The 20,329-nt window shown below is 49.1% G+C and carries 5 protein-coding genes; 3 read left to right on the top strand and 2 right to left on the bottom strand.

All coding sequences use genetic code 11. The features are described from left to right. The first annotated feature begins 46 nt into the window (after positions 1-46). From DXZ20_RS06000 to DXZ20_RS05990, 3 genes are all read left to right on the top strand, one after another. Positions 47-15,085: a Tc toxin subunit A-related protein gene (locus DXZ20_RS06000; RefSeq protein ID WP_163697024.1), complete on the top strand. Its 15,039-nt coding sequence runs from the start codon at positions 47-49 to the stop codon at positions 15,083-15,085. A gap of 405 nt (positions 15,086-15,490) precedes the next feature. Then, on the top strand, positions 15,491-17,698 hold the full coding sequence (locus DXZ20_RS05995; protein ID WP_163697021.1) for a hypothetical protein: 2,208 nt from the start codon (positions 15,491-15,493) through the stop codon (positions 17,696-17,698). A gap of 316 nt (positions 17,699-18,014) precedes the next feature. Next, the gene (locus DXZ20_RS05990; RefSeq protein WP_163697019.1) at positions 18,015-19,160 is read left to right on the top strand and encodes a hypothetical protein; all 1,146 of its coding nucleotides are present in this window, start codon (positions 18,015-18,017) and stop codon (positions 19,158-19,160) included. 35 nt (positions 19,161-19,195) lie between these two features. On the opposite strand, the gene DXZ20_RS05985 is transcribed toward DXZ20_RS05990, so the two are convergent. Beyond that, entirely contained in the window at positions 19,196-19,735 is a 540-nt protein-coding gene (locus DXZ20_RS05985; protein ID WP_163697017.1) for a reverse transcriptase domain-containing protein, read from the bottom strand. Between the two features lie 142 nt (positions 19,736-19,877). Further along, positions 19,878-20,243 carry a four helix bundle protein gene (locus tag DXZ20_RS05980; protein ID WP_163697014.1) on the bottom strand — a complete coding sequence of 122 codons (366 nt, stop codon included), beginning with the start codon at positions 20,241-20,243 and terminating at the stop codon, positions 19,878-19,880. Positions 20,244-20,329 lie beyond the last annotated feature (86 nt).

Here is a 20,329-nt window from a genome sequence, read left to right as displayed (position 1 = left end):
ATCTTAAGAATATTCCCCCCACATTCATTTCTGGAACAGAATTCCTATGAGTATGATCTCCAACATTCCTAACTACGCAGATCTCTTTGGTAACATCGACTTTAAGGCAGGTGACGAGTCTCGTTCTGTTTATTCTCCTGCAGCCTATTTGGTCGACCTGCTGCAAATGCTGAACGATGAGTTTGTGACCGACGAAGCTGATGAGGATGCCGTCGATTTTCACTCACGCCGGAGTGATATCCAAGGAATTGATCTGGATGCCGAAAACACTACAACGCTGATTCCCTATCTGGATATTGTCAACGAAGTGCTAGAGGGTCGGGTTGACAGTACCGACTACGAAACACGAGAAGCCTTAGAAGCAGCAGTCTTCGGTGTCTTGGAGGGGGCAAGCTATCCTTTCAACATGCCGTTTTCCCTAAATAGTGAAAAGGTCAAGAACCATCTAAATCACCTAGGCATCACGGCCCATGAGTTGCGTCGTCTCTTTGCGACTACAGCAGACTACACCACCGTGGCGCGGGAATACCTGGGGCTGTCTACAGCAGAGTGGACGGCTCTGTTAGAACCTGATGAGGTAGCTGCCTCATCTGTCATGGCCTATGGTTATATAGCGAACTATGACATCGAACTATATGATTCCCTGGCGGATGTTGACGCTCTGCCGGAGGGTGGGACAAGCCTGGTAATTGCGGCAAAAATTGGTGCTTTATACTACATTCGTATCTTTGACAGTACTGGAAGCATTATCTTTGATCAAAGTAGTGATGACTTTTCAGACTCAACTGAACTGCTGTCTCTATTAGCGGAGATATTCGAGGATATCTCATCAATTGATGCCGATAAAACGGCTGAATTGCTAAGCGAAATTAGATCCAGTCAAGCAAGCGTCCTCAGCAACCATTTAATCAGTCTGCTATCCACCGTCACCAGCTTTATGGAGACAACGGATCTAGAATCCCAGGAGATGTTGGAGCTGCTGTACCAAAATCTTTATGTTGACCCGTCCGATCATTCCGCTGTTGAAGCTGGTCGTGGGAGTTTTTATATTAATACCGGTACCAGCAATGGCACAGGCTATGTCACTTTGAGCGATGACGAGACTACTCTGGAGTGGTCCGATGGGGGTGCTGTACCGATTGAGTGGTTTGACCGCACCAGTCGTTTTGTGCGGCTAGCGCAGAAAACAGGTCTGAGCTTTACCGACTTAGATCATATTTTGCGCCACTGTTGTCAGGTTGACAGTGTACCTACGCTGAGTGCCGATACTCTAGTATATGTCGCCCAGGTGGTCTATATTCACAAGACTTTGGAGCAGCCTCTTGATACAGTTGTTGCCATTCTGAGTGAGATCTCATATGTGGGTAGAACCAATGAGGATCTGCCTCAAGACCAGTTCAACCGGATTTTTAACTTGCCCTGTGTGTCTATCGATGAAAAATATTTTTATATTACGGATCAGACTGGGGAGCTTCCGGCTCAGTATAACGACACTACTTACCATACCTATACTCAAATCGACTATGCAGAAGATTTATTTAGCGATGACAATGATACCTATCGTCAGCGTCTGCGCCATGCTTTAGGGTTTACTGAAACCGATCTGATCAATATTACTGAACGTCTGGAGTTTGAAGAGGTCGCTGACAGCAGCCTTTGGGAGAACACTGGCGATGCATACCAGTGGAATTTATTAAATGTGCTTTACCGTATTTCGGCCTTATCCAATGCGCTGGATGTACATTTCCTGGAGTTGTTTATTCTCTTTGACCTGCTGGAGCAAGATCCCTTTATCGGTCGACTAGATTCCCAAACTCACTTTGTCTATCAGGTGCCCAGTACTCAAAAGTGTTTTGAAATCTTGATGGCCCCTGTCAACAGCGATACCCACAGCATCAGCGATCAGCTGTGGCTGTTTGAGTCTCTGATGGCCTTGAACAAATGGATGAAGGGGTTTGGCTACTCACCAGAAATGCTGTGGGCAATTGTCAACGGTGCCCCCATGACCGACAAGGCAGAAGAGACTCAGAATGCCCAGGATCTTGCCCTTTACAATACGCTTTTACAAAGCTTTCAAGCCAAAGAAATGCAGCCGGATACCCTGGCAGATGCGCTAGGCGATCAGCGGGCTTCTCACTTTGCCTTTAATTTGATGCAGCAGCGCCAGGAGGGGATGAGTGGGGATATGCCGGGCGATATGGAGAAGTCTTCCTATCGCTGTAAGTCAGGTGCCCATAAGAAGCAGAACAGATATAAAAACCATAGCAAGAAGCTGGGGATGCACCATATGCCGAGCATGGCTCACGGCACGCTCTCTATGCTGTCTGCCTATCCAGAGTCGGGGATGCATCCTAAGGCTGCCAAGGGCTATCATCGGCATCTGCTAATGGCCTATGAGCCCCGCAAGATTCAGGCATTGACTGAAGAGTTTATTCAGCAGCTGGCGGTCATTCAAGACTATGAATTTGTGGACTTACAGTTTGGGGGCAAGCTTCACGAGAAAATTGTTAAGAACCTGATTAACCATCAGGTGATTGATGGCAGTGGCAAACTCTTGACCCAAGATTGGATCGATGGTCAGCTGCCCACTGTGGAAAACTTTCAGCTAGAGTTCGATTTTAGTGAAATTCGTCAGGATGTCTTTGAGATTATCCACGGAGTGTACCAGGAGGAAATGGCGGGCCAACTGGACGAGAATGACGAGATTCAAGTGCAGGTGTTTAAGTCAGACTTTGAGGGCTTGGGTCTTTCTGTCGCTGAGACACGGGAACTGTACGACAATCTGATTTATAACGACTACATAGATGAGCAGGGCTTTGTCACAGATGTGGCGATGTTTAGTCATGCTGACGGCGTTGATGAGTTGTTTCTCGATGCAGATTTGGCAGAATTGACCGATCAGGTGCATCATCTGCTCCAGCAGCAGCTAGATAAATTTGCAGCCAGTAAGATCCAAATTAATGCTCAGATGTTTGCTGAGCTGGATCTAGATCCAAACGCCCTTAAGGATTTAATCCGCAACCTGCAGATGAATCGCTACATTGACAAGCACATGTTTGTTGTCGACAAGATGCGCATTGTTGATGAAGGACCGAGGATGACGGGGCTGGCGCTACAGTTTTATCCCCATCGCGAGGCCATTTCTAAGGTATTGCATAATGCCATTGTTGCTGATCAGGCCACCTGGCTACAGCTAGATCAGAACGAATTAGCCAAACTAGCAGCCAAGACAGTATCCCGCTGGGTGCATGAGGATCTGCAAGAGGATGGGTACTTAAACGGTAATCAGCTGCAATCGGGTGCAGGTGCCTTCTTTAAGCAGGAGGACAATCGCGAAAGCTTTGGTTTGCGTAACTATTTTGATGATAGTCAGAATGCGATCGCATTTGACCACCTAGCCAGCATCGTCACCTATGCCGACCAGTATCGCCTCCAGGATGAAAAGCTCACAGCCCTGGAATTTAATGCCGACGAAATCGAAGCCTTAAAGCACAACCTAACCGACATTGACGTCCTGGATGAGCAAGATCTTCTGCAGGCCGATCGGATTCCCTTTTTTCTGGTGCCGGAAAATGCCGCCGCCTTCCATCTTCCGGGCTTTGAAGACTACAACCTGGAAGTGTTCTTCCAAATCCACGACATTGCCAAAGCCATCAATGGCACAGTCAAGGCTGTTGACCAAGCGCTAAAAGCCCACACCGACGAGCAGCAAAGCGCCATTATCGAACAGCTGCAGGGAGTGCTAGGCATTAACCCAGATGCGGTCAAAGCCCTATCCCAGGCTGTGTTTAAGACTGAAAACAACTTGCATTTTGCTTGGTTAAAGCCCCTGCTAGAGGACGCCAATGCCCTGGGCCAGCTAGATGAACTCCCCAACGATATGCACTACGCCCAGGCGGTAAAGCGCATTCGTCAGTTTGCCTTGTTAATCAAACAGCAGCAGCTGGATATCCATGAGATCAACCTGGCCCTTGAAGATCAGGAGCTGGTAGCTAAATTTCCAGAAGACTTGATCTTACCTGATGATCCTGACAGCGGCAGTCCCATTACCAGCGTCGATGCCCTCTTAGAGACAGACGAATTTATCTATCTCTTCAAAGATGATTACTACTGGATTTATCTGGCCAACGACTACACTCTAATCGACAAAAAAGAGATAGATCTAGATAGCGAGGACGACCAGGAGCTGGTTGATCTACAAAAAGACGATGAAGCCCTGCAGAAAAGACTTAAAGAAGACCCCATTCGCCAGCTGTTTGACGAAGAAGAGGAGCTGAATCAAGTGGATGCAGCCTTTATTGATCGCCATGGTACCTGGGTAATTATCAGTGATGAATCCCACTATGTGAGATATGCCGATGGCGATAGTTGGGATAAGCGAGATAACACCTTTGGCCAGGTGGATAACGACTTTGACAACCTGGAAATGATCGACTCGGCCTATGTGGATTCTGAGGGGAGGCTATTCCTATTTGCCAACGATAAATATGTGCGGTACTCAGATATCGGCTCCACCCTAACCAGTAGCCTTACCGTCGATCAAGGCTATCCCAAGTCCATTGCTGAGGACTGGAACAGCGAGAATCTGGCGATTCAACTGCCCGCTGAGTATGGGGAGGACTTAGGCCCCATGTTTGACGGGGGAGATCAGTACAGCTACGCCTTTTTAGGCAACACCTATGTCTCGTCAGAGGATGGCCAGGTGCGCCCTGCTGCCGAAAAATGGGGACACCGGGAACATAACTTTGGCCACCCTAGCCAACTGAATGCGGCCCTGGCCTGCCAGGGGAATTACTACCTATTTTTGGACAACAAAATTGCCAAGTATGTGGGCAGCATCGAGCTGGCCAACCTCCAACCTGAAGACAGCTATCCCAAGGGGATCCATCAGGAATTTAGCGGCCTGCCCGATGAATTTACCGCTGGCATTGATGCCGCTCTCTATAGCTGGGATGGAACCATCTACCTGTTCCGGGATGATGAATATGTCAGCATCGACCCTAGCACCAATACTGTCAATGAAGTGACCGACACTACCGGGGAAGTCACCCTGGCCCAGGTAACCCGTGAGCAATGGGGTAAAGTGGCCAACGATATTGCCGATAGCGGCACGGTGGATGCCGCCTTTGTGGGACTGGATGGATACACCTATTTGTTCTCCGGTGAACAATATGTGCGCTATTCCGGCCATGACTATACCCAGGTGGATGATGGCTTTCCTCGGGATATTGCCGAAGATTGGGAAGGGCTTACCACCGTCACCGCTGCTTTTGTGCTGGGGAACAAGACCTATCTATTTGGTACTAAGACCACCGAGACTACCGAGACCACTGAGGTCACCGAGGCTGAGATCGGCACAACCACAACCACTGAAACTGTTGACGGCGTCACCACCACCACCACCATTACGATTAGTGCAGATGGCACAACAACGACAACCACAACCACAGAAAACGTATATGTACGCTACTCTACCCTGCATAAGGAGGAAGACGACTACCTAGAGGTGGATGAAGAAGACCCCAATGCCCGCGTGATTGAAACGGTGTTGGCTAATCGCCCTGATGTGGATGAGATCGAGGTGTTCCCTGCCCTGGTGAACGATGACTTTTGGAGTTTGCCAGAGAGCGTCACCAATGGGGCGACAGATTTCCAAATTGATGCAGTGATGAATGGCCCTGAGGGGAAGGTTTACCTGTTCTACCTGAGTGCCGAGGATGGTCTCTACTACTACATTGAGCATAATTACTCCAATCGCTGGTGGTCAGAACCCAAAGTCCTTTCAGATCAGTGGGATCGCAATGTCAATGGGCTGGCTGATGAGCGAGTAGTCGCAGCCTTAATGGGGACAGATGGCAAAACCTACCTGTTCTATGGTTCTAAATTCCTGCGGTTTTCTGATGCTGAGCTACGCAACATCGACTATGGCTATCCCCGCTTGACCCATAAGGTTTGGGGTAAGGTGCGCAACAATATTGAAAGAACCGGTAAGGTAGATGCCGCCTTGATTGTAGAGTCTCGCTGGGAGGAGCAGGATAAGAACGGTCAGCTGGTGGATATGACGGCTAATCACACCTATCTGTTCTCTGGAGATCAGTTTTTCCGGTATGTGAACAGTGACTACAGCACCGTTGAGCAGGGCTATCCCCGCTCTATCCATCGCCTCAAAGACGAACCCCGTTTCCGAGGCTTACAAGTCGCCTTCCCTGAGGGCATTGATGCCGCCTTTGCCGATCAGCGTCAGGTCTACCTGTTTAAGGGAGACAGCTTCCATGTCGTGATTGGCGATGAAGACAACTACAAACAGTATGACAACGACGCCTTTGCCGATGTGCAAGCGGCACTTCAGGAAAGAGGAGAGAACTACATCCTCAGCGGCGACACCTGGTATCAAACCAGCCACCTGGAAGCCCGTACACTCACCCAAACAGAAGCCACTCCCCGCACGGTACAGCGGGTGGAATCACTGCTGGAATCCGATGCTCAAGCCATGACCGATGTAAGTGCAATACTCCACGGCAGCGATGGCAAAAGCTATGTGTTTGCTGGTGACAAATACTACGATGTTGAGCTGGAGCAAAGCTTTACCATTGCCGACGTCTGGGGGCGTTCCCGCAATCCCATCTACGACCAGGAAACCATTGATGCCGCCTTTGTGGGTCGCGATGGGGTGACCTATGTGTTCTCTGGGGAGTGGTTTGTGCAGTATGACGCCGATACCTCAGACTATACCGCCAGCACCGTCACCTATCCGCCCCGCCGCATTAGCGACAAATGGCGGGGGCTCAACAATGTTGCCCTGGCCTATGTGTGGAAAGAAGACACCTATCTGTTTGAGCGTCCCGATATGGATGGCAACTTCCGCTATCTGCACTACATCAAGGATAGCTATGACCAGCCGGTGCCCCTATACGAGGGGGATTTCAGCCTGTGGGACATGCCGGAAGAGTATCAAGAGGAAGGATTTGATGCCATTGATGCCATCTTTGTCCACGAAGAGAATCTAATCTTTATTAGCGATCAGAAGTTCCTGAGCTTCAACCTTGACACTGAGAACTGGGGCTTTCCCCAGCCCCTGGAACTGCTCTATCCGGAGGTTCCGTTTAATAAAACGGACTTTCAAACCTTAAAATCTGGGTTTGTGGGTAACGATAGCACCGTCTATCTCTTTAGCCAGGAACGCTATGCCGCCTTTGACGACAATGACGATGACTGGACGGTTGTGACAGACATCAAGGATGCCTGGGGACGACAGAAAAATATTTTCGACAGCGATAATCGGAAGAGCCACTGGCTGGATGCCGCCTGGGTGAATCCTAGCGATCGCACCACCTATCTGTTTGCTGGGGACTCCTATGTGCGCTACAGCGGCGACGACTATCGCTATGTAGATGAGGGCTATCCCAAAAAGATTGCCACCTATCTGCGGGATGAACCGGCCTTTGCCTTTATGACCAAAGAGTTCCAGCAGCATTTAGATCAGCTAGAGGCAGACTACGACGGCGAAACCCCATTCTTTGACGGCTTGATGGACAATGGCCGCTGTCTCTACTTCTTTACCAACAACACCGTCTTTACCGGCAGCCCCAACAAATATGTGGCCTACGATATTGATGGCCTGGGCCATATCGATAACAACTTTACCCTGGGGGGCTATATCGATGCCGCCTTTGTGGCCGCTGTCGATGACATCGAAAAGCAGATGACCTATCTGTTCTCTGGTGAACAATATATTCGCTATACAGTGGAACAGACAGGAGATACCCCCTACCGGGGCGACTGTTATCGCTATGTGGATGAGGGCTATCCCAAGATTATTGGCGAAAGTTTAGCTGAGGAGCTAGGGTTAGACAGCCTACCGGAAGACTATCGCAACGGCATTGATGCGGCGTTTTACCTGGCCACCGATGCCAGCGAGCTGGGGCTAGTGCTGTTTAACGAGCGCAATTATCACCACGTTACCGACCTACAGACCGATAGTGCCGCCGGTACCGAAGGGAACGTCAACGAGATTTGGGGTCATCTGGACAATACTTTTACCAGTGAGTCCGGTACCCAGACCGTTGATGGGGCCTATGTGGACGGTGAGGGCAAATTGCTCGTCTTTAAGGACCAGCAGTTTGTGTGCTACAGCGATACGGCGGACCTGTTTGCCCTTAACCCCTACGATGAGCCCCGCTACGTGGATATGGAGTATCCCCGTGATATTAATGAAACCTGGCCTCAGTTAGATGACACTATCCTCACCGACAGCGGTGTGAGCACCGTCTTTAAGTTTGAAGATGAGATCTACTTCCATACAGGAGAAAAGTTTGTCACCCATAACCTGGACCTGAGCGATCATGACGATGAAAAGCCAGTGCAGGTGCTGGCCTATCGCTGGGGAGAATGGTCTGATTATCTCCTGAGTGATATCCATGCCATCACTCGGTTTAAAGACCTGGGTCAGCGTTTTACTGGCGGTAACCTCACTCTGACAGAACTAGTCAGCGGGGCCAAGGGCAAGGTGAAAGAGCCCTATATGCACTTTGCTGCCATCTTTAACTTTGAAAAAGAAGACGTACGCTGGGTCAAACAGCGCAATGCCTTCCTGGCGGACCCGGTCAATGGGATGGAAGAGGACTTCCACCTGGAGGTGGTGCTGCGTCTCTACGATATTCTGGCCACTACCCAACGGATGCGGGCGGATGTATCAGAGCTGTACAACAATGTTTGGCGGCCCCTCTATGACTCTGACTATTGGTCCAATGGTCAGCCTGATGTGAGTAAGGCGGCGACGGGTGCTTACGATGTGCTGGTGTCGGTGGACTGCGATAACAACTATGCAACCCTGGTTAAACAGATTACCAATGAGGTCAATACCCTCAAGCGGGATGCCCTGGTGCCCTATGTGATTGCCAATGATGATGAGATCACCACCACCCGACAGCTGTATCAAAAGCTGCTGATCGATATCCAAATGGATAGCTGTGCGGAGACCTCGCGCATTAAAGAAGCCACGGCGGCGGTTCAGCTGTATCTGCATCGTTACTTTATGAATCTAGAAGAGGTCACTCTGGAGGGTGATGACACCAGCGATCAAGAGGCCCTGAAGGCCAATCTGAAGGAACGGTGGGAATGGCTTCAAAATTATCGGGTGTGGGAAGCGAATCGCAAAGTCTTTCTCTATCCAGAAAACTACATTCGTCCTGAGCTGCGGGATGCGGATGTAAAGTCTGCTGCCTTTAAGGCCCTGGAGTCGAGTTTGACCCAAGGGAAACTTACGGATGAGTTAATCGAAGAGGCCTATGTCACCTATCTGGACTCTTTTACAGAAGTCTCTGAGTTGACCATTGCCGGGGGCTATGTTTACGACGATACCAGTTCTGATACCAACAACAAGGTGTTGGTGCTCTTTGGCCATACCCGCACCGACCCAATGCGCTATTTCTATCGCTTTGCCACCTTTGTTGGTGGAGAGAGCTCCGCCATTATCTGGGACCCTTGGGAAGAGCTAAATATTTCCATTGAAGTGGACCATGTAAAACCGGTCTATGCCTTTAATCGAGTGTTTGTGTTCTGGGCTGTGATTGAGGAAAGTGCAGAAGATCCTTCCTCTGCCGTTGTCACCACCAGCGGCAGTGATAGCAACCAAACGGTTTCTAGTCAGGGTAATAGCCAAAAGGAAATCAAGATTTACTATTCCTTCTACAACCTCAACAAACGTTGGAGTCAGCCTCAGTTACTGCAGACTAGCTTTGAAGAGACCAGCTACACAACAACACTGACTCTCAATGATACGGCCCATACATTGACCGATCTCAAGACGTCTTTGTACATTTCCGATGCGGATATTTTTGTTGAAAACTCCAGCAAGTTAAGCGATGACGATTACGAAAATATCTACATCAGCGTGCGTTACTATCTGAGTGACACCTATGATGACTCAAGTCCTGCCGGGCCTTACTATCGCGCCTATAATCTCACACCAGAACTGTACTCCCAGGAAGCTGCAACCCGCAGCATAGAGAATCGTGGCCAGGAACTGTTTGCTCAATTGTTTCCAGAGGAGAGCAGTATTGAGGAAGATAAGGTGGTCATGCTGAGCTACAGCGATGACTCTATAGATGGCCCCTGGTTTGCCTATAATTACAATGGCTCTGGCTTTTTGGTGAAACCAAATGAGACCGCCCTATCCGACGACATCGGATTAAAGGCCATGAGTTCGGATGCCCATCTCTCAAACATCACCTCAGAAACTAGCATCAATGCAGCCGTACAGGTGTTTGACGATGATGATATCTACTATTTCCTGGACGATGGCACGTACATGGCTGTTTCTGTTGATGGTGATATTTCTGAAGGTCCCCAAGCCATTAGCAGCCGCTGGGGTATTCGGGCTATCGAGATAGACGATAGCATCACCATTGATTCAGCGTATATTGCTGCTGATGGCTCCGCCTATGTAATCCTGGAAGGAGCAATGTATAAATATGATGGTTCCTCCTTCTCTACCTTGACAATAGTCTCTGAATTATCAGAGACCATTACCGACTTGCCAGATAGCTGGAGCACCGTTGACGCTGCATTTACCTATGGTGATGTAACGTTTTGGTTCAACAATAGTGACGGCTCTATCTTACGCAGCGACAGTACCGATAGCAATACGGTCTCATTTGTCGATAGCTTTGGAGTATCCCTCGAAGAACAAGATGATGACTCTAGCATTATTGAAATTGACCAAATTGATGCGGCCTTAATCGGTACCGGGACAGTTGGCACAGAAGGAAAACTCTATCTATTCTGTGGGACACAATATCTCCGCTACTCCGTGGATAGTGATACTAATGAATTTAGTTCTACTCCGGATGCAGATTACCCCAAGACCCTAGCCGACAACGACGAGGGACTGCCCCAGTGGACTCAGGTAGATGCGGGCTTCACCTTTACGGATAGCGCTGAAAACGATATTACCTATTTATTTAACAACGAAAACCATGTGTACTATCAAAGCAACGCTACCAGTAGCGAGCCTTCTACTACTATTGGTCTTTGGGGTGCTGTTGAATCTACCAACTTGAATAGCGAAGAACGAGTAGATGCGGCCTATGTTGCCGATAACTGTTTATATCTGATTCTCAATACGGAGGACAGTTTTGGTAGTACCAAAACAGAGTATTATCGCTATTCGTTGTCAGATGATACGGTGCCACAATACATTGACAGTGATTACCCCAAGACTTATTCATCATTGTCATCAGACGACATATCAAAAGTGGCGAGTAGTTGTGCTAGGAAAATAGAGATTGTTTACGATGAGCTTGACGATCTTGATGTGGATCTTGAAGACATACTGACTCAGCTTTCAACCATCCAAGACACTTTTGAAAATGCTGGCGATATGGCTGACTTTGAGACTGCAGTCATTAACATAGAAGATGTTGTCGCTGATCTAACTGATCTAACTACAAACGGTTCGACACTTCTGACAACGATGGAGTCAGAGATCGCAAACTTATCCTCGCTATCGACATCACTAGAAAAATTCATCACTAACAGCAGACTAGGTGATGAAATCGACGCTGCTTTTGTGCTCGAAGATGACAATGATGACGATGATGACAGTAACGATAGTTACTGTGTCTATCTTTTCTCAGGTACCAATTACTATCGTCTTAAGAACCTCAGTGAAACGAGTCAGCTAGATACTCCACTGTCGATTTCAGGAAGTTGGGGAAATATACCTGCCGACATCCGCTCCGCTGGGATAACGGCTGCTTATAATTACACCAACAGCGACGTCTCTAAACTGTATTTGATTCAGGATAGTTATTACCTGGCATACACCGACGCCTTACCGTATGAAATTGATACTGTGAAGTATGAAGTGATTCGCCTAACATCCAGTACAGCTGAGCAACTTAACCAAATCCTATTCGCAGGTGAGATTAGTGACTTTCTAAAAATGTCAACCCAGGAGATAAATGAATCACCTGCCATCAGCTTTGACGACTCAAGTCCTAACAATATTCAGATGAGTAGTACCTGGTTCAATACAGAGCCGGTTAACAGCCATCTCGACTTCAACAGTGCCAACGGTCTGTACTATTGGGAAATCTTTTTCCATATACCTTTCCTGATTGCTCAGACCTTAAATACGGATCAACAGTTTGAATATGCCAAAAAGTGGTACGAATATATCTTCGACCCCACGGCAATATCTGATTACTGGAAGTTTCTCCCGTTCCTGGCGGTCGATCCGGATGCATTGCTGACTACCCTCACCAACGATTTAGACGCCTTTGAGGCTCTTACCAGTACGGATACAGTGGCAACTGCTCGAACGGCTCTAACCAATCTAGATAGCATGTTAGCTGGCTACCAGAAGGTGTTTCTCGGCCAAGAAGATCTAGATACATACGAGGATGCCTCTGGGACAGATCTGTCTACTATTGCAACCTGGGAATATGTCACTGATCTCGAGTCAGCCATCAACAATCTCGCAACCACTGCTGACGAGTTGTTGGCCACTTGGCAAAGTGAAATGCTAGAAGTAGTGGCAATCATTAAAATTCTTGATTCTCGTCTTGAGCTGATGCGCAATTACAGTGCTCAGTTAGCAGAATACTTAGACGATCCCTTTGATCCCCATGCCATTGCAGCCCTGCGTCCCATTGCCTATCGCAAAGCGATCGTTATGCGCTATATCGACAACTTGCTGGACTGGGGTGATATGCTCTTCCGACAGTACACCCGCGAGAGCATTAATGAAGCACGGATGCTGTACATTTTGGCCTATGACATCTTAGGTGAAAAACCCAAGAATATGGGCCGTGTGGTACTGGAGTCCACTAAGAACTACAGTGATTTCTACACCGATCAAGACGGCAATTCGGTAGATCCCAATGAAGCTTATGATTTCCTGATTGATCTAGAAAACACAGTCACCGATGGAGTGGTCGATTATGAACAAAGCCTGAGCTTTGCTGCTACCCAGTTTGATACCATCACTAATCCCTATTTCTACCTACCAGAAAACGAGCTGTTCACCGAGTACTGGACCCGAGTAGAAGATCGCCTGGGTAAAATTCGGGCTTGTCTAAACATTGACGGTGTGGCCCAGCCCTTGCCACTGTTCCAGCCCCCCATCGATCCCATGGCCCTGGTCAGTGCCGTGGCTGGCAGTGGGGGCATGGCTGCCGCCGCTGCTATGGCGGCTGGTGCGGCGACGGTGCCCGACTATCGCTTTAGTTCCCTGATGGCCAAGGCGCGGGAACTGGTGACCAAGCTCAATGGCTTTAGCGACGCTCTACTCTCCGCGCTGGAGAAGAAAGATGCTGAAGAACTAAGCCTTTTACAGAACAAACAAGAATCCATACTGCTTGACCTCACCACACTGTTAAAGGAAGAGGCCATTCAGGAAGCCGAGCAATCTTTGCTGAATTTGCAGGAAACTAAACTGGGGGCCGAGCAACAGGAAACCCACTATGCCGATCTGATTGATGAGGGCTATCTACCCGAAGAACTGACACAGCTGTCCATGATGGGGATTGCGGCCACATTGCATGGGGTGACCGCATTGAGTAAATACATGTCTGGTCTTTCCTACATCGTGCCGCAGTTTACGGCGGGTCCCTTCAGCTTTGGTGTCACCACTGGTGGGGAAGATATTGGGTCCATGTTGGCCCAATTCGGTGAGGCCATTCAATCTGGAGCTGAGGCCCTGAGTATGGGGGGCGAGGTCGCTGGTGTGGCGGCCCAGTTCAAACGCTCAGCGCAGGATTGGGCTCTGCAAAAAATGATGGCAACCAGTGAAATCCAACAGCTGGAGTATCAGATTCAATCGCAGCAACATCAGCTTGCGATCGCAAAGCAAGAAAAAATCATCCACGAAAAGGACATCGAAAACCACCACGCCATTGCCGATTTCATGAAGAATAAGTTCTCCACTGCGCAACTCTACAGTTGGATGAGTGGCAAAATCTCGGGCCTATACTTCCAAACCTATAAGCTGGCCCACGATTACGCCAAACAGGCAGAACAAGCCTTTGTCTTTGAAAAAGGCGTTGCCGCCAGCCAGGTGAACTACATTAACGGCATGTATTGGGATAGCCAGCGCAAGGGACTGCTGTCGGGTAATAGCCTGGGTCATGACCTGGATCGTCTAGAAAAGGCCTATCGAGAAACCGATAGCCGTCGTCTGGAAATCACCAAGAGTATCTCGCTATTGGAACTCGACCCCATGGCGCTATTAAATCTCAAGACTAAAGGGTTCTGCCAGTTCCGACTATCAGAAGAGTTATTTGACTATGATTTTCCCGGACATTACAACCGCCAGATCAAAACCGTCTCCCTGGCCTTTGATGTGGGCGAAGGGCAGCAGGTAAATGCCACCCTGAGCCAGCTCAGCAGCAAACTGGTCATGGCAGCGGACATCAAAGCAGTGAAACACCTGATTGATCCCTCCAATGAAGCCACCCCCAATGTCCGCGTCAACTGGCGCGCTAACCAGCAAGTGGCCCTCTCCCATGTGGATCAATACACCGAAAACAACGGCATGTTTGAGCTGAACTTTGGCGATGAGCGCTATCTGCCCTTTGAAGGCACTGGAGCCGTCTCCAACTGGCGCTTAGAACTCAATGGCATGAAAGGGTCCTACAACCCGGCAGACTTGTTGGATGTCACCGTCAAGCTGCGCTATACCGCCAAGCAAGGCGGCAGCCGCTTTGCCAACGAAGTCAAAGGCGTACTGAAACCGTACCATGCCACCAGCTTCTTTGACCTGGCCTACAACTTCCCCGATCAGTGGGCAGCCTTGACCAGCGGCGATGTAGATAAAGCCGAGATTACCTTTACCCGCGACATGTTCCCCAATATGAGCAGCAGCAAGATTATTGGCCTGTTTATGCACTATGAATACGCCGACGACCAAGGTGGAGCGATCTTTACCATCAACGATGATCTACAGGTGCCCAACAACACCTACCTGCAACCCCACACCATCAACGTGGGCCAAAACGGCAGCAGCTGGACCTTTATGCTCAAGGGCGATGGCAGCACCTTAAAGAATGCCGAGATGGTCCTGGTTTATAAAGCGAAGGTTTAGCTAGCATCGGTTCCCCTATAGCCCAAAGGGCATGCGCTAAAGCGTAGCGTAAGGGGAACCAACGGAGGGGTCTTCGGTCGTTAGCGCAAGTTATCCAGACCCCTCCCTGACGGTTCCCCTTGGCAAGGCTACGGTGTACACACAAGTACTGGAAACTAGCGTTTTCGGTTGCATTACCCCCTCTAACTCCCCCTTGGTAAGGGGGAGAACCGGATCTTCCCCCCTTACCAAGGGGGGATTGAGGGGGGTAATGCAGGATTTTGAACTCACTTCCGAGATGTGTATACACGGTAGCCTTGGCAAGGGGAACCAACACCAGGAGAACCTATCCCTCTCAAGAAACCCACCCCTCCCAGGAGGGGATCTGGAACAAATAAATCTCTCTAATCACCAAGAGGTGAGATTATGCCTAGCCAACGTACGAAAAAAATAAAACGTAAAAAGAAGCAAGATGCGCTTAAACGAAGCCAAAGCGCAAAGCTCCTCAAGAGTCGTGCCAGCCGCCGTCGCTTAACCCAAGGCGGCAACAGTGATAGCTCAGGAGGAGCCCCTCGGCGGTCCCGCAGTCAGAGTGCTCCCACATTAGGGCGGGTGGAAGCGCGACAGGCAAGAGCGAATGCCGTAGTCTCACGAAGTTCAACAATTACGGTGGCAAAGCCGCCGGGGTTACGGCGACAAAAGGCTATTCAGGATGGCAGTCAGGCTCAGTCCGCCAAAACACCGAAGCCCAAAATCGATCTGGGCAAAGGACGGATGATCTATCCGGTTACCGAGGGGGGAAAAACAAAGTACCTGCCAGCTCGGAGTCAAGCCAGTGAGTCTGAAATCGAGGCGGGAAACTTTGTGGAAGATGAGTCGGTCCGCAGCGAGCCGGTGAATACCATTGCTGATGCATCAAACTTTGAGCAACCCACCGTCACCGATGCCAAGACAGGGCGCAAATTATTTGCCACAACAACAAACAGTCCAGGTAAAGAGAAAATAGAATATCTTCCGCGCCAGAGTGAGGCATCCCCACTGGAGTTAAGTGCTGGGAAATATATTCCAGAAAAATCTTCCAACGTAGGCGACGAATTAGATCAGCCTCCCAAGTTTGACGACGATAACAACAATCGCAAACTGTTTGCCACCCAGGCACCAGACGGCAGTATTCAATATGTGCCCAAAAAGAATCAGGCCACGGCCAAAGAACTGGCGGAAGGGCGATATTTAGAGGGATTTGCTGCCAAGGACCCGGTAAACAAGCTCAAAAATCCAGCGGACCTGAACGGCAAGCCAGCTACTACCACTGAAGCCAGAACAGGGCGGACGTTATTTGCCACCGCAGCATTGAGCAATACAGGCGAAGAGACCAAGCTCGAATATCTGCCTCGACAAAGTGAGGCCACCATAGAAGAACTCAATGCTGGCAAGTATATTCCAGAGAAAGCCTCAATCGCGGGGGAGGTGCTGGACGAGCCATCCCAATCTGACCCGGATAATCGAGATCGCACGCTGTTTCCCACCGCAGGAGCAGATGGCAAACCTCAATACTTACCTCGCAAGAATCAGGCCACGGCCCAAGAACTGGCAGAAGGCCGATATTTGGACGGATTTGCCGCAAAAGCTCCCGTCAATCGGCTATTGGAGCCATCTGAGTTAGACGGAGACCGTCCTACGGTAACAGAGTTTCGTACAGGACGGACTGTATATGCTACAGCCGTACTAGACAGCGATGGTAACAAAATAAAAACAGAATATCTGCCTCGACAAAGTGAGGCTACAATGGAGGAGCTTAATGCTGGGAAGTATATTCCAGAGAAAGCCTCAATCGCGGGGGAAGAATTATTTCAACCATCCCGAAAAGACTCAGATAATCCAGATCGCAAACTGTTTGCCGCGAAAGCAGCCGATGGTAGTGTTCAATATTTTCCCAAAAGGAACCAGGCTACGGCCCAAGAGCTAGCCGAAGGGCGATATCTGGCGGGATTTGCGGTCAAAGATCCGGTAAATACCATCGAAGAAGCCTCGCAGTATAAGCGATCAACGGTCACAGAGTTTCCCTCGGGTCGAACGGTGTTTGCTACCACACTCACCAATGGGTTTGGGAAACAGAAGACGGAATATCTGCCCCTTCAAAGTGAGGCGACAGAACAGGAATTGCTGAGGGGGAAATATATACCGGAGAAAGATTCGATCGTGGAGGAGGTGCTTGACAGTTTGCCTAGATATGACTTTGGTCAGCAGCGGGATCTGTTTGCGGTGACTGCCGATGATGGTAGTACCCAGTATTGGCCGAAGCAGAGTCAGGCGACGGCCAAGGAGCGTTCGGAAGGGAGATATGTGGAGGATGGGGCGATCAGTCTAACTGTTCCCCTGGGTCCGGTGAATGCGATGCGTAATGATGCGCCAAAGTTTGATGTTAAACACAATCGCAAGATTTTTGCAGTGATTACAAAAGAAGGAGAGACGCGATATGTACCGAGGCAAGGAGAGGCGACGGCTGAGGAGAGGGCGCAGGGGGGGTATATCCCGGATGATGTGGTGGATAAGCATGAAAGCCAGCGTCGCCGTACGGCCCTGAAGGATGATTCGGCGGATCGGGCGTTACGTCGTGCACAGCAGGTGACATAGCTGGTGAGACACACAAATATACAGCAAACACTCAGTCTAGTCGGACTGTGATCACGGCCAAGGAGGACACAAATAGATGGATTGGTTTACGACACGCGCGTGAGGTGAGGAAATACAGGTGGAGATTTTGAAGCCCAGGCATACGAAGTGGGACATAGGCAACGGAACCGATTACCCATCAAACCGACAAAGCGGACGTATAACGATGCACAACCATGCAGAGCCATAAATGCTTCGTGCAAGACGCAGCTGGAGATAAACGACCAGAGCGCAAGCGCAGAACAGAACAGTGAAATCCGAGTAGTAGGAATCAACTATGAATAACAAAAAGCAAGGTTCAGGAAACCCAAGCGTTCCATCGTCCTCCTCCGAATGGAGCACGAAAAAATCAAAAACAAAGCAGAAAAAAATAGCTAAAAAAAACAAGGAGAGACACCGAGGGCGCACTAGGGGCCGTCGGGCGCAGTCTACCCCCAACCACCTCAACCCCTCGACACAAAATTCTCTCAGCGGTAATTCAGGAAGTACATCGACAATCGACATTAATCAAAACATGCATAGAACGCGTCAGCTGGACTTATCGGCTGACGAATATAACTGGGACATCCCCATAAATGACTCCACAAACCAAACCAACACCGCGAACGATAATAATGATGTCAAAGGGCAGCCCTACAACAACGACCACGACCAAAAAGCTAGCGACAATAATACCGATTACCAACCCCAAAGACCGGACGAAGAGAACCTACAGACCATGCCCTTAACGACTATTAAGGCACGTATAACCAGCCATAACAATGAGAATATAATTAAGGGCATGAGGCAAGCATATGAGAAGCAAAAGTCCGGAGACAAATGGCACGCAACAAACAACCATGGCCCAAAGGTAACTCAATCCATCCTATTAAGACGCATAGCAGACGTCATACAGTATGGAGTAAACGACAGTTATGACCATGACCAAGCCGGCACATTCACATCAACACGTTTTACAACTGACCAAGGCATGGCATCCGCAATCAACGAAGCACGACGAGAGATAAACGCAGACATTGGAAGATGGGCCATCACAAACGATGAAGAAAATCCAATGTTTTTATCGAATGCAAACTATGAAGTCTTCACACAAAGCACTAATGGAGATCACGCCGATTCTAAGATCGTGAAAGATGTCAGACATGAAGCAATCAGAGGAGAGGGATTCACGGTAAGTACTACTACGACAATCGGCGGCGGCGGCGACGACCCCACGCAGGTCCCACTAAAAGCTTACTCAGGATTGACCACAGCGAAGGTAATCATTTGGTTACGGGACTGGGGTGAAGGCGAACAACGCAAATGGTACGTCGAAAATGCCTATCCAAACATCCAAAATACATATGCCCAACAGGGGCAAAGCGTCTATATGGCACAAACAACAACTACCGAGGACGCAGACTACCAGTTCACTATTCAATAACGAGTAAAAAGTAAAAAGTAGCCAGGTAGGGTGCGTTAGGCCTCGCCGTAACGCACCGCATCACCCAGCAAACTCACACCCGACCATGATAACAACACCCCACCCATCCCCCCTCTAACCCACTGCCACCACCGATTCACATATGTCTCAATGCAGATCCGATCCACACCTTGCTCATAAAGCCGAGACACCTTGTCCAACATCCGGTCAACGGTCTTTTTCGCCACGCCCACCCTCCCCGGCGAAAACCAATACCCTAGAAAATCAAACCCCTTGTCAATACGTCCGATAAAGGTTTTGTCAGGATGTTTTTCCACACGTAACGCGGCCAACTCCTCGTTGATCGCTTTCACCGCTTTCCGTAATTTCCACCGAGTTTCCGCCAATACCACCCAATCGTCCATAAACCGAACATAAAAACACCCCAAAGCCGCCATGCGATCATCCAACGGTTTCAAATACAACGCCCCCATTAACGGTGACAACGGACATCCCAAAGAAATTCCCCGTACGATGTCCACATATTCATTGCCCGTATCGACAAACCGGCGCAGGTAGAATCCTACTAAAGCCAATACCTTGCTGGGATGGGTTATGGGAAAGTGAAAAGTAAGAAGTAGCAAGTAAAAAGTAAAAAGTTTAGTCAAAAGTAGTAAGTAAAAAGTTTGAGTCTGTAGAGTTTCTATCTATTACTCGCTACTTGCTACTTGTTACTTGCTACTTCTCCTGTTTCAAAGTTTTGATGCTCGACACAAGAATCCCAAGAATGCTATTCAATTCCGAAAGCATTGGCGAGAATTGTTGTTCGACAACAATTCCAGACGTAATCAATAATTTGATCCAATAACGACACTCCGACGCCTCCTTTAGAGCAATCGAATACTTCGAAATAAAATCCTTACGCGACTGAGCAAATTCAGCCTCAGCACAATTCGCCCCAATACTCGTCCCAGCCCTCAAAAACTGCTTAGACAAAACCTTTCCAGCATCATCAAACGATCGTCTACTCAACTCCCCATAAGCCCTAACCACCCTAACCGCAAATAACTCAGACCTTTCCTGAATACTAATCCGATCACCCATAAACACCCCCCAAACCCAAACCCACTAGCCGTTACCCGTTACTCGTTACTCGTTACTCATTACTCGTTACTCGTTACTTGCCACTT

Origin of the sequence: Adonisia turfae CCMR0081 (assembly GCF_011009555.1) — a bacterium.
Taxonomy (GTDB): Bacteria; Cyanobacteriota; Cyanobacteriia; order Phormidesmidales; family Phormidesmidaceae; genus Leptothoe; species Leptothoe turfae.
This window is presented reverse-complemented; position numbering and strand designations above follow the sequence as displayed.